Annotated in this window: 11 protein-coding genes and 4 tRNA genes; 2 read left to right on the forward strand and 13 right to left on the reverse strand. The window is 63.1% G+C overall.

Annotated elements, in window-relative coordinates:
• Positions 1–102: 102 nt before the first annotated feature.
• The 5 genes from MPN20_RS17350 to MPN20_RS10870 all read right to left on the reverse strand — a co-directional run bounded on the left by MPN20_RS17350 (position 103) and on the right by MPN20_RS10870 (position 2,066).
• Positions 103–1,437, reverse strand: coding sequence for a DUF4190 domain-containing protein (locus MPN20_RS17350; protein ID WP_278189845.1), 1,335 nt, complete (start codon positions 1,435–1,437; stop codon positions 103–105).
• A 245-nt stretch (positions 1,438–1,682) separates the two neighbouring features.
• A tRNA-Val gene (locus MPN20_RS10855) sits at positions 1,683–1,754 on the reverse strand.
• A gap of 36 nt (positions 1,755–1,790) precedes the next feature.
• A tRNA-Val gene (locus tag MPN20_RS10860) sits at positions 1,791–1,862 on the reverse strand.
• A 34-nt stretch (positions 1,863–1,896) separates the two neighbouring features.
• Positions 1,897–1,967: transfer RNA gene (locus MPN20_RS10865), tRNA-Cys, on the reverse strand.
• 26 nt (positions 1,968–1,993) lie between these two features.
• A tRNA-Gly gene (locus MPN20_RS10870) sits at positions 1,994–2,066 on the reverse strand.
• A 253-nt stretch (positions 2,067–2,319) separates the two neighbouring features.
• Between MPN20_RS10870 and MPN20_RS10875 the strand changes: the two genes are divergently transcribed.
• A complete protein-coding gene (locus tag MPN20_RS10875) occupies positions 2,320–2,679 on the forward strand; it encodes a PGPGW domain-containing protein (RefSeq protein WP_242782004.1) in 360 nt (119 codons plus the stop codon).
• Positions 2,680–2,929: 250 nt separating this feature from the next.
• Here the strand turns inward: MPN20_RS10875 and zapE are convergent, their stop codons facing one another.
• The 8 genes from zapE to hrcA form a co-directional block, all read right to left on the reverse strand.
• Complete coding sequence (zapE, locus tag MPN20_RS10880) at positions 2,930–3,940, reverse strand: cell division protein ZapE (protein ID WP_242782006.1); 1,011 nt, start codon at positions 3,938–3,940, stop codon at positions 2,930–2,932.
• A gap of 166 nt (positions 3,941–4,106) precedes the next feature.
• The gene (gene era / locus MPN20_RS10885; RefSeq protein WP_242782014.1) at positions 4,107–5,042 is read right to left on the reverse strand and encodes a GTPase Era; all 936 of its coding nucleotides are present in this window, start codon (positions 5,040–5,042) and stop codon (positions 4,107–4,109) included.
• A 1-nt stretch (position 5,043) separates the two neighbouring features.
• Complete coding sequence (locus tag MPN20_RS10890) at positions 5,044–6,297, reverse strand: hemolysin family protein (protein ID WP_242782016.1); 1,254 nt, start codon at positions 6,295–6,297, stop codon at positions 5,044–5,046.
• Positions 6,298–6,300: 3 nt separating this feature from the next.
• Positions 6,301–6,789: an rRNA maturation RNase YbeY gene (gene ybeY, locus MPN20_RS10895; protein ID WP_242782020.1), complete on the reverse strand. Its 489-nt coding sequence runs from the start codon at positions 6,787–6,789 to the stop codon at positions 6,301–6,303.
• Positions 6,786–7,727: a PhoH family protein gene (locus tag MPN20_RS10900; protein WP_347566825.1), complete on the reverse strand. Its 942-nt coding sequence runs from the start codon at positions 7,725–7,727 to the stop codon at positions 6,786–6,788. The genes ybeY and MPN20_RS10900 overlap by 4 nt, the downstream gene beginning before the upstream one ends.
• 139 nt (positions 7,728–7,866) lie before the next feature.
• A complete protein-coding gene (locus MPN20_RS10905; RefSeq protein ID WP_242782022.1) occupies positions 7,867–8,628 on the reverse strand; it encodes a 16S rRNA (uracil(1498)-N(3))-methyltransferase in 762 nt (253 codons plus the stop codon).
• Positions 8,625–9,743, reverse strand: a complete 1,119-nt coding sequence (dnaJ, locus tag MPN20_RS10910) for a molecular chaperone DnaJ (RefSeq protein ID WP_242782024.1) — start codon at positions 9,741–9,743, stop codon at positions 8,625–8,627. The genes MPN20_RS10905 and dnaJ overlap by 4 nt, the downstream gene beginning before the upstream one ends.
• 102 nt (positions 9,744–9,845) lie before the next feature.
• Positions 9,846–10,919, reverse strand: a complete 1,074-nt coding sequence (hrcA, locus tag MPN20_RS10915; RefSeq protein WP_242782026.1) for a heat-inducible transcriptional repressor HrcA — start codon at positions 10,917–10,919, stop codon at positions 9,846–9,848.
• A gap of 241 nt (positions 10,920–11,160) precedes the next feature.
• Between hrcA and MPN20_RS10920 the strand changes: the two genes are divergently transcribed.
• Positions 11,161–12,021 carry a DUF3097 domain-containing protein gene (locus MPN20_RS10920; RefSeq protein ID WP_242782027.1) on the forward strand — a complete coding sequence of 287 codons (861 nt, stop codon included), beginning with the start codon at positions 11,161–11,163 and terminating at the stop codon, positions 12,019–12,021.
• Positions 12,022–12,104: the final 83 nt, after the last annotated feature.

Genomic DNA, 12,104 nt, shown 5'->3' on the forward strand with positions numbered 1-12,104 from the left:
TGCCGCCCAACTGATGAAGCTGAAGGGACTGCCGTCGCCCGCGCGGACAACGTTCAGGTGTGTCGGAGACGATGTCTCGGCTCCACCCCTTTCACGCCGGAATTACGCGGACTTGCTGAATTCGAAGTCCTTGCCTTTGCCGAGGTCGTCCAAGAGGCTCAGCTTGACGTGCAGTTTGTCCACCTCGGACGAAGGAACTCCGAAGGCGAGCTGATACGTCTTCTCGCCGCCAGCAGGAATCGGATCTGCGAATGCGAGCGATCCCTTGTACTTGCTTCCGTCCAAGACGTCGTCGTATTCCTTGCTTCCTCCGTCGGTAGCAGTCAGCGACGCGAGAGTGAGGTCGACATCGCTGCTGCCGTTGTTCTTGACGGTCATGGTGACGATGGCGATTTGACCGTTGCTGGATTCGGCGCCGGACGCGTACTCGTTCGCTGTGCCTGATGCCACGGATACCGCCGCGGTCACATCAGTGCCGATTCCGACTTCTCCGCCTTCAACAGGTGCTGCTGCGCCGCCGTCGGAGCCTCCGGTGCCCTGGCTGGGGTCCTGACCAGGATCAGAGGGGCCCTGAACCGGTGCCGCAGATGACGACTGCTCGTCAGCGGCTTTTCCGATCGCGGAGATGAACATTCCACCGAAGACGAGGGTGAGGATGAGTGACACGATAGAGACCAGAATCGCGACGAAGCTGATGATCATGCCGGTGATCGTGAGGCCCTTGTTGTTGGCCAGCCCCTTCTTGATGGCAGACAGACCGACGAAGGCGAAGATCACACCGGCGGCTCCGAAGAGGAAGCCGATCCCGAAGAAGAACGACAGAATGAAACCGAGGATGCCGCCGATCAGCGCCAGGATTCCCCAGATGTTCTTCGACGAATTGCCCTGCGGACTGGCGCCGTAGGACGCGTTCGGGTTGGCCGGGATGAACTGATCCGAGGATCCGCTCGCTCCGGCGTAGGCCGGCTGTGAACCGTACTGGTTGGCGTCATAGCCCTGGTTCTGGTCGTACGGATTCTGACCATACTGGTTCTGGTCGTAGCCCTGGGCGTTGTTGTCAAAGCCCTGGTTCTGGTCGTAGCCCTGAGCGTTGTTGTCGTAGCCCTGGTTCTGGCCGTACTGGTCCTGACCATACTGATTCTGGTCGTAGCCCTGAGCTCCGCCGCCAGTCTGCTGCCCGTACTGCGGCTGGGACCCGTACTGCGGAGGCTGGTTCTGGTCGTTCGAACCGTACTGCGGAGCTTGCTGCCCGTACTGCGGCTGCGAGCCGTATGGCTGCTGATTCTGATCGTTCGACGAGCCGTACTGTGGGGCCTGACCGTCGTTCTGACCGGTCGAATATCCCGGGCCGTTCTGCTGGCCGTTGGGGTTCTGGCCGTCGGGGTTCTGGTCGCCTGAGCCGTTATTCGGCTCGTACGGGTTCTGAGGAGTAGACATGAGTGCTCCGAAGTCTTTTGTTGATGATTACTAAGACAAGCGTACTCGGTAGCAAGGCTCTTTCCCCAGGCTCCTCACGTGGCAGTCCTGACACATAGGGAATGCAGGCACTGACATTCGAGATTCGTCTTCATGTGAACCGAGAGCGCGCATTGCAGTTCAGGATCATTGCCCCGTCTGCGATTCCGGGCCATGACGGTCGTGAATGGACGAAACCCCGAGTGATTCACTCGGGGTTTCTTCTGTGCGCGATACTGGGATCGAACCAGTGACCTCTTCCGTGTCAGGGAAGCGCGCTACCGCTGCGCCAATCGCGCTCTATTCATTTGTTGCACCGGAACACAAGGTCCCTGTGCGCGATACTGGGATCGAACCAGTGACCTCTTCCGTGTGAAGGAAGCGCGCTACCGCTGCGCCAATCGCGCCGACTCTCCAACAGTTTCCTGTCAGACGAATCCGAGGTGGCGACGGGATTCGAACCCGTGTATACGGCTTTGCAGGCCGCTGCCTCGCCTCTCGGCCACGCCACCATCAAGGCAGTGCCATGACGCCTTCGAGCGGATGACGGGATTCGAACCCGCGACCCTCACCTTGGCAAGGTGATGCTCTACCAGCTGAGCCACATCCGCATTTCTCGCTGCCCGGTTTCCCTGGCAACGAGATATAACTCTATACGCAGGTGGCGGCTGACGCAAAATCGGAATCGGGTGATCGTCATCACAGACGTAAATCGGGCTTTCAGACTCATCGACTTATATTGGGAGTGTGAACGACGATCCTCGGAATAAGCGCCCCAAGGGGTGGTTGTCGCGCCATCACAAACAGGGGGCCAGGCCCTGGCGCCAGCTCCGTCTGAGCTTCCTGCGCTGGAGGCGGACCGTCATGGCCAATCCGCATACGGCAAGGATCTACCGACTCGTCGTCGGTGGCCTGGGGACGCTCATCGTCATGATCGGCCTTGTGCTCGTTCCCCTGCCTGGGCCGGGTTGGCTGATCGTGATCATTGGACTCTTCGTCATCTCCAGTGAATTCCGCTGGGCACAGCGGATACTGCATTTCGTCCGTGTGAATGTGGAGAAGTGGTCCCACTGGATCATGGCGCGGCCACTGTGGGTGCGTTGGACGGTCGGTGCCTTATCAGCGGCATTCGTCGGACTCGTCGCGTGGGGCGTGCTGAGGGTCTTCGGGCTCCCGGGTTGGGTCCCTGAGCTCCAGGTCCTCAAATATCTCCGACTGCAGTAACCGATCAGGGCATCGAGTTCAGCGGCCGGTTCGGGCATCGAGTGGCCGAAGAGCGGGAACGTTTCGATCGGCAAGCGTATGAACGCACCCTCGAGTCACTGTGCAGTCGGTGCAGAACCGCAGACGAACGCCCCCGCTCACGCACCCCAACTCACGCGCACGCCAACTGACGCGCGCATGCACTGACGCGCGCACGCACTGACACCCACGCAGATGGCCGGCTACGGCCACCACAAGCCGCTCCGGCGGTCTACTGCGAGGACAGCGCCGTCAGACGCGAGAGGCAGCGCATGTACTTCTTGCGGTATCCGCCAGCCAGCGATTCGTCCGTGAAGACTTTGTTCAAGGCCTGGCCCGAGTTGATGATCCGGACGTTTCGGTCATAGAGCCTGTCGACGAGGGCCACGAAGCGCAGTGCAACGCTCTCGTTGTCGATCGTCTGCACGTCCTCCCACACGGCAGCGTCTACGCCGTCGACCATCCGGCCGTAACGCGATGGGTGAACCGTGGAGAGATGGTCGAGAAGCGTCTGGAAGTCATCTCGTGCCACGACGCCGTCGAGCCCGGATGCCTCGGCATCGAGCTGATCGGCGGGGACCGGATCGGCTGGTTCGCTGACGCTGCGGTGGCGGTAGTCCTGTCCGTCGATGCGGTAGACCTCGAATTGGTCGGCCAGCGCTTGGATCTCGCGCAGGAAGTCCTGAGCTGCGAAGCGACCCTCGCCCAGCGCGCCGGGCAAAGTGTTCGAGGTCGCGATGATCTTGACGCCGGCGTCGGTGAGTTCGCGCATGAGCCGCGACATCAGCACGGTGTCGCCCGGATCATCGAGTTCGAACTCGTCGACGCACACGAGCTTCATCTGTGAGAGATCGTCACGCGCACGGGCGAATCCCAGTGCTCCCACGAGGTTGGTGTATTCGACGAACGTTCCGAAGGTGGCCGGCTTCTCGTTGGCGTGCCATGCCGATGCCAGCAGGTGGGTCTTGCCGACGCCGTATCCGCCGTCGAGGTAGACGCCCTTGGGCCCGGCTTTGCCCTTGGAGAACAGTTTGCCGAACAACCCCTTCGAATTCGAAGACGCCACGAACTCCTCGAGCTTGTCGCGTGCCTGTGCCTGCGAGGGCTCGGAGTCATCGGTGCGATAGCCCGCGAAGGACACGTCCTCGAACTGAGGAGGAGGGACGAGTCCGGAGATGAGCTCATCAGGGGCCACTTTGGGGGAACGGTCGCTCAGTGCGACCAGAGTCTGCTCGGCATTCACTCGGCCCAGTCTATGGCAGACACCGAAGCGCCGGACAATCGCCACTGACGTGAGAGTGGTCTCAGCAACGCAAGAACGCCCTCAGCGGCGCGGGTGTGCTCTCAGCAGTTTCGGCTGGATATGACCTCAGGTCGACCACGGTTAACCTGCTGGGAGTTCACCCTGCTCAGTTGAAGTCGAAGCCGAGCCGCCCGAGCTGCTTCGGGTCTCGCTGCCAGTCCTTGGCGATCTTCACGTGCAGGTCGAGGTAGACCTTCGTCCCGAGCAGCGCTTCGATGCCGCGTCGAGACTCGGAGCCGATCGCCTTGAGGCGGCTGCCGCCCTTGCCGATGATGATCGCCTTCTGGCTCGAACGCTCAACATAGAGGTTGACGTGGACGTTCCACAGCGGATTGTCCTCGCTGCGTCCTTCCCGCGGGTACATCTCCTCGACCTGGACGGCCAAGGAGTGCGGGAGTTCGTCACGCACACCTTCGAGCGCCGCTTCACGGACGAGCTCCGCGATCATCATCTCTTCTGGCTCATCGGTAAGCTCGCCGTCGGGATAGAGCGGCGGAGAGACCGGAAGGTGCCCGGTGAGCACCGAGTCCACGGTCTCGACCTGGAACCCGTCGACAGCGGAGACCGGAACCACGTCCGCGAAGTCAGCCAGAGAACCAGCGGCCAGGAGCGCCTCGGCGACCTTCTCCTGGGAGACTTTGTCGGTCTTCGTCACCAGAGCAACGATCGGGGTGCGTCCATCGAGAAGCTCGAGCTGGGCGGCGATGTACTTGTCACCGGGCCCGATGGGCTCATCCGCGGGCAGACAGAAGCCGATGACGTCGACCTCGCTCAGCGTCGAGGCCACGAGATCGTTGAGTCGGCTGCCCAGCAAGGTCCGGGGCCTGTGCAGGCCCGGGGTGTCGACGAGGATGAGCTGATGGTCCTCGGCATGGACGATGCCGCGGATCGTATGCCGCGTGGTCTGAGGCTTCGCCGAGGTGATCGCCACCTTCTCCCCCACCAGGGCATTGGTCAGCGTCGATTTTCCCGTGTTCGGCCGGCCGACGAAGCAGGCGAACCCGGCGCGGTAGCCCTCGGGGTAGTCCGTGCGAAATTCCATCTCAGTTCTCTTCCTTCGTGACCCTGACGTGGGTGATGCGGTGTCTGCGTCCCTGGCCCTCCATCGCTTCGATGGTGAGACCTTCGATCTGTGTGCTCGAGCCGGCGATGGGGACCCTGCCGATGAACTTCGTCAGCAGACCGCCGACGCTGTTGACGTCGTCCTCGTCGATCTTGACGTCGAAGTATTCGGCGAAGTCGGAGATCGACATCCTGGTGCTGATGACGAAGGAGCCGTCGTCGACTTCGACGAGTTCGTCATCACTCGTATCGTATTCGTCCTCGATCTCCCCGACGATCTCCTCGACGATGTCCTCGATCGTCACCAGGCCAGCCGTTCCACCGTACTCGTCGACGAGGATCGCCAAGTGGGTCGAGTCGAGCTGCATCTGCTCGAGCAGATCGTCGGCGGGCTTCGTCTCTGGGACGAAGAGAACTCCGCGCGCAAGGATGTCGACGGGGCGTTCACTGTCCTCCGGGTGCTGGTGGAGGCGCCGGGCGACGTCCTTGAGGTAGGCGACACCCCGGATGTCGTCGAGGTCCTCACCGCTGACCGGGATCCGCGAGAATCCCGAGCGGAGGAAGAGATTCATAACCTTGGTCAGCGGAGTCCCGGAGATCACGGTCACGAGGTCGGTGCGCGGCACCATGACCTCATTCGCCGAGGTGTCGGAGAGGTTGAACACGGATTGGATCATCTCGCGTTCGCCGTCTTCGATGATGTCGGATTCGCTGGCTCTCTCGACGAGGTCGCGCAGCTGTTCCGAGGTCACGAACGGCCCGTCCTTGTAGACCTTGTCCGGCGTCAGCAGGTTACCCAAGAGCACGAGGATCTTCGTCAGCGGTTTGAGCACGACGAGTGCTACACCGACGACCCAGCTGAGGTTGAGGCACACGGCCAGAGACCGGCGGCGACCGATGGTGCGCGGTGAGACACCCGCGACGACGAAGACCGCGACAGAGGCGGTGAGCACCGTGAGGACGACCATGAGCGGACCGACCGAGTAGATCGAGTCATAGGCAAGCGCGATGAAGACCGTGGCCAGTGCTTCGAGGAAGTTGCGGACGAAGATGATGACGTTGATGTTCGTCGGAAGGTCGGCGAGGATCTTCTCGACTCGGAATGCGGCCTTCTTCCCGTCGTCCTTCGCATCTTGGACTGCGTGGTGAGACACACTGAGCAGAGCGGCGTCGACCGCGGAGAGCGTCGCCGAGATCACGAGGCACACGGCGGCGCCGAGGAACAGCCAGATCACGGCTCAGACCTCTGTGGGTGAGGGAATGTCGGTGCGCCCGTCGTAGCGAGCGGCGAAGAACGTCAGCAGCAGGTGGCGCTGCAGGGCGAACATCTCCTCCCGCTGCTCAGGCTCACCGTGGTCGTAGCCGAGCAGGTGCAGGAAGCCATGCACGGTCAGCAGCAGGACCTCATCCATCGTCGAATGACCCGCGGTCGCGGCCTGGCTCGCAGCCACCTCGGGGCAGATGATGATGTCGCCCATCTGGCCTTCCGTAGGAGCGTCGGAGCGGCCCTGGGTGAGCTGGTCCATCGGGAACGACATCACGTCGGTGGGACCGTCGAGATCCATCCAGGTGATGTGGAGCTCTTCCATCGCCTTCGCATCGACCATCGTGACAGCCAGCTCGGCGCCGGGATGCATGTGCAGTGCCTGGCCGAGGTATTCGGTCAGCGCAACGACTTCGTCGAGGTCGAGGTCGGCGTCGGTTTCGTTCGAGATCTCAGTGTTCATTCGGCATTGCCCCATAGGTCGTACGCGTCGACGATCTTCGTGACCAGCGAATGCCGCACGACGTCCTTGCTGCCAAGGTGGCAGAACTCGAGGTCCTCGATGCCGTCGAGGATCCCCTGGACGACTTTGAGCCCGCTGTGGGTCTTGCCCGGCAGGTCGATCTGCGAGACGTCGCCGGTGACGACCATCCGCGACCCGAAGCCGAGGCGGGTGAGGAACATCTTCATCTGCTCCCCCGTCGTGTTCTGGGCTTCGTCGAGGATGATGAAGGCGTCGTTGAGGGTGCGACCGCGCATGTACGCCAGCGGTGCCACTTCGATGGTGCCGGTTTCGATGAGCAGCGGGATCGACTCTGGGTCGACCATGTCGTGCAGAGCGTCGTAGAGCGGGCGCACGTAGGGATCGATCTTCTCGTTGAGCGTGCCCGGCAGGTAGCCCAGGCTCTCGCCGGCTTCGACCGCGGGGCGGGTCAGGATGATGCGCGAGACCTCTTTGTGCTGCAGAGCGTTGACCGCCATGGCCATTGCCAAATACGTCTTACCCGTTCCGGCAGGGCCGATGCCGAAGGTGATCGTGTGATTGCGGATCGCCTTGACGTAGTCGTGCTGGCCCATGGTCTTGGGACGGATCGACTTGCCGTGGCTGGAGAGGATATTCGTCCCCATCACCGCCGAGGCGGCTGTGCCGTCCGCAGAGAACGACGTCACCCGGTCGATCGTCTCGTCGTTGATGCGGTGGCCGGCCGAGCTCAGTTTCTTGAGCTCACCGATGACTTTGACGAAGGCATCGATGCGGGCCGGTGCACCACTGGCCCGGACCTGGTTGGCACGCACGTGCAGATCGAGGTCGGAGAAGACCTGCTCGAGTCTGCGGAGGTTGGACTCCCCCGGACCGAAGAACTCGACGAGGTCGATCGAGTCGGGAATCACGAGACGCACTGTGTTCGACGGCGCCTCGTCAGCGGGTGAGGGGGTCGCAGGGTTCGTGGGGTGGGTGGAGGTGTCCAGAATGATCCTTAGCTTCTGTGCGTGCTCGTTTGAGCACTGCCGGTGTGTGCTTCCATCGTAGTCCGGTTCGTCACCAACGGCCCAATGAATTCTGGGTCATGACGAGCCCGGCCGCGCCGGCCGAGGACGAACGCAGGATTGTCGGCCCCAAGAGGACAGGCGTCGCACCGATTCCGACGAGTGCGTCGAGTTCGGCGTCGCTGATTCCGCCTTCGGGTCCCACGACGAGGACGATGCGCTTCGGCGCACCTGCCTCCTGGGCGGTGCTCAGCTCGGACAGTGCCTGCGAGAGGCGCAGTTCCGCGGTTTCGTGGAGGACGAAGACGCTGTCGGACTCCCCCAGCGCTGAGACCAGGCCCGTGCCGCGGACCAGTTCGTGCCGGCTCGGGAAGAGCGAGCGACGGGATTGGAGAGCCGCCGCGCGCAGGACGTTGTCCCACTTCGCCGCCAGCTTGTCCTTCTTCTTGGCTGGCCAGTCGGCAATCGACCGCTCGGCCGCCCAAGGGATGACCTCGTCGACGCCGATCTCCGTGGTAGCTTCGATGGCCTGCAGGTCGCGGTCGCCCTTGGCCAAAGCCTGAACCAGCACGAGGCTTGGCACTTCTGACTCTGCTCGGGTCACTGCGGAGACGTCGAGCGCGACCTCGTTCGCCGAGGCGGTCGTGACGGTTCCGCGCACACGCACACCTGCGCCGTCGACCACGTCGAATTCGTCCCCGGGTCCGAGCCTGCGGACGCGGACGGCATGCCCGGCCACGTCCTCACCGAAGGTGAGCACCTGGCCGACGACCGCCTCGGCGGCCGTGGTCGAGAAGAAGACCGGAAGGCTCACCGACCGGCGAACCTCTCCCGCATGCGGGAGAAGACTCCCCTGCTCTCAGTGGTGATCTGAGCGCGTGGGGTCTCCTCGTCGCGCAGTTTCGCGAGCTGTTCGAGCAGCTCGCGCTGGGCGTCGTCCATCTTGTCCGGTGTCATGACGTCGACCGTGATCAGCAGGTCGCCGCGGGTCTCGGAGCGCAGGCGGGTCGCGCCCAGTCCGGAGAGCTTGACGACGGTGCCCGACTGCGTGCCTGCTTCGATGGACAGATCCTGCGTGCCGTCGAAGGTCTCGAACGGGATCGAGGCGCCGAGGGCAGCGGCGGTCATCGGTACGGAGATCGCTGCGCGCAGGTTGTCGCCGTCGCGCTGGAAGACCTCGTGGCGGGCCACCATGACCTCGACGAAGAGGTCGCCGGCGGGACCGCCGCCGGGGCCGACCTCGCCCTGGGCGGAGAGCTGGATCCGGGTTCCGTCGGAGACACCGGCGGGGATGCGGATCTTCATCGTGCGCTGCTTGCGGACGCGGCCATCGCCCTGGCAGTTGAGGCAGGGGTTCGGAATGACGGTGCCGTAGCCGTGGCAGGAGTTGCAGGTCTGGTTCGTGACCATCTGGCCCAGAAGGGTCCGAGTCATGCGCTGAACGCTGCCGGAACCGTGGCACAGGGTGCAGGTCTCGACCTTGGTGCCCTGCTGAGTACCGGCACCCGAACAGGTGTCGCAGACAACCGCTGTGGCGACCTCGAGGTCGACGGTGCCGCCGAAGGCTGCGGTCTTGAGGTCGATGTTGACGCCGACTAGGGCATCCTTGCCACGCTGTGTGCGAGGCATCGGACCGCCGGCGGAACCGCCTCCGCCGCCGAAGAAGGTCTCGAAGATGTCGCCGAAGCCGCCGAAGCCACCGCCGCCGGCAGGGAAGCCCTGACCGTTGTCGCCGCCGCCCATGTCGTAGTTGCGGCGCTTCTCCGAGTCGGAGAGCACGTCGTAGGCGAGGGAAATGGCTTTGAATTCGTCCTCGTGACCGGGGTTCACATCGGGGTGATACTTCCGGGCCAGTTTGCGGTAGGACGACTTGATTTCAGCCGCTGAAGCGTCTTTGGACACTCCGAGTGTTTCATAGTGATCGGCCACAGAAACTTCTCTCTCCCTGGTGGTGTGGTGTATTGGCGTTGTCGTGCATGTATTGGTGTCGGCGTCCGGGCGCCGTGCCTGAGATCAGGATCGTCTCTCCGGTCAGGTTCCCTGGTCGAGGACGGAGGAAACGTATTTCGCGACGGCTCGCACTGCTGAGATCGTCGTCGGATAGTCCATGCGAGTCGGTCCGAGCACGGCCAGTCGCGCGGAGGAGCCTGCGTCATGACCATATTCGGCGGCCACGACGGATGTCGAACTGAACGACTCGTGAGTATTCTCACGGCCGATGCGGACGCTGATCTCGGCCTGGTCCTCCGCCATCGATGTCAGCAGTTTGAGGAGCACGACCTGTTCTTCGAAGGCTTCGAGGATCGGGGCCATCTTCTCACCGAACTCCCGACCCGAACGGGCAAGATTCGCGGTGCCTGCCATGATGATGCGCTCTTCGCGGGTGGCGGCGACGAGGTCCGTGACCGCCGCACGGATCTGCGTGAGCACTGCGACGCTGTCCGTGCCTGAGGACTCCGGTTCCGACGTCGTCTCCTCCTGCCTGCCGGCGACGGGTTCGCCTCCGGGCGCGGGAGCCATCGTGTTCATCACGCGGGAAAGCTTCTGTCCGGCGAACTCGGTGTTGATCCTGTCGCGGATGCCGCGCAGCGCCTCGTCGTCGGCGGCCCCCGGAGTGGTCACGATCTTCTGCTCCACCTGGCCGGCATCGGTGATGAGGACGACGAGGATGCGGCTCGGCCCCAGGCCGACTATCTCGATGTGCTTGATCCTGGCCAACGACACCGTCGGATACTGGATGAGCGCAACCTGATGAGTCAACCCCGAGAGCACACGGACCGTGCGGTCGAGCATGTCGTCGAGGTCGACGTTGCCGTCGATGAGCTGGAAGATCGCACGACGCTCGGCCTGGGTCAGTGGTTTGAAATCGTCGATGCGATTGACGAACATTCGGTAGCCGAGGTCGGTCGGGATGCGTCCGGCAGAGGTGTGAGGTTGCGCGATGTAGCCCTCCTGCTCGAGCAGGGCCATGTCGTTGCGAATGGTCGCAGGTGAGACACCCAGGGTGTGGCGCTGAACAATGGCTTTCGAGCCGACGGGCTCATTGGTGGCGACGAAGTCCTCGACGATCGCGCGCAGGACCTGTGCTCGTCTGTCGTCGTTCATCCGTCTCCTCCCTGTCATTGGTTCTCGCACTGTCATTGGTTCTCGCATCTTTGGCACTCACCCGGCCTGAGTGCCAATTCTACGCCTCTTGCAGATCGATTTCACTTTCGGGGCGGACACGACGAACTCGGCTCGGTCTCTCGTGAGCTTACGTCGGGCTCGCACGAGGTTAGTCACTGTTCCAGCTCGGCTCAGCGGGTCATCGCCGATTGCGCCGGGTCCTTGATTAGGGTGGTGGCCTGTGAATACCTTTGATCGCTACGGCCCCGATGTGCTGTCGGGCGCCTCACCGTCCTCACACCAGCTCAAGAAGTCCACCCCTGTCGAGCTGGGCCTCGGCATGGTCCTCGAAGATGCGATGAGCGGATACGTCGGCGCAGTCGTCGGCGCCGAGAAAACCACCGCAGGAGTCGTCGTCAACCTCGAGGACAGGGCAGGAAAGGTCCGCGCGTTCCCGCTGGGCCCCGGGTTCCTGCTTGAGGGACGTCCCGTTGATCTCAGGCTGCCGACCAAGAAGAAGAAAGCGACGCCGGGGCGCACAGCTTCGGGGTCGCGAGCAGTTGCCGATGCCAAGGCGCGCGTGGCCAGAGGCTCGCGGATCTGGGTCGAGGGCAAGCACGACGCCGAGCTCGTCGAGAAGATCTGGGGAGACGATCTGCGGATCGAAGGCGTCGTCGTCGAGCCCCTGGGCGGGTTGGACGATGTCGCTGACAAGCTCGCCGCATTTGGTCCGGACAAGGATCACCGGGTCGGTGTGCTCGCCGACCACTTGGTCAGCGGAACCAAGGAATCCAAGATCGCCGAGGCGGTCCGTGCGGATCCGCGCTACCGCAACGTCGTCCACATCATCGGTCACCCCTATGTCGACATCTGGCAGGCCGTCAAACCTCACGTCGTCGGGATCAAGGAATGGCCGGTAGTCCCCCGGGGTGAGGATTGGAAGACCGGAATCCTGCGACGCATCGGCTGGCCGCACGCCGACCATCGCGACGTCGCTCGCGGCTGGGTCAGGATCCTCGGCAAGGTGAGCACAATTGCAGATGTCGAACCGACGCTGTCAGGTCGTGTGGAGGAGCTCATCGACTTCGTCACCGTGGGCTGACGCCTCTGAAGGACCGCCGGTGTCAGATGTGACCGATTTGGTACAGGATTCGGGCTTTCCTCAGTCCGGCCCAAAGCCGTTTC

The sequence above is a fragment of the Brevibacterium sp. ZH18 genome (assembly GCF_022748595.1).
Lineage (GTDB): Bacteria > Actinomycetota > Actinomycetes > Actinomycetales > Brevibacteriaceae > Brevibacterium.

Coding starts and splice junctions, on each gene's coding strand:
- era (WP_242782014.1), bottom strand. CDS start 5,042: ATGGAATTTCGCACGGACTACCCCGAGGGCTACCGCGCCGGGTTCGCC.
- MPN20_RS10875 (WP_242782004.1), top strand. CDS start 2,320: ATGGCCAATCCGCATACGGCAAGGATCTACCGACTCGTCGTCGGTGGC.
- ybeY (WP_242782020.1), bottom strand. CDS start 6,789: ATGAACACTGAGATCTCGAACGAAACCGACGCCGACCTCGACCTCGAC.
- hrcA (WP_242782026.1), bottom strand. CDS start 10,919: ATGAACGACGACAGACGAGCACAGGTCCTGCGCGCGATCGTCGAGGAC.
- MPN20_RS17350 (WP_278189845.1), bottom strand. CDS start 1,437: ATGTCTACTCCTCAGAACCCGTACGAGCCGAATAACGGCTCAGGCGAC.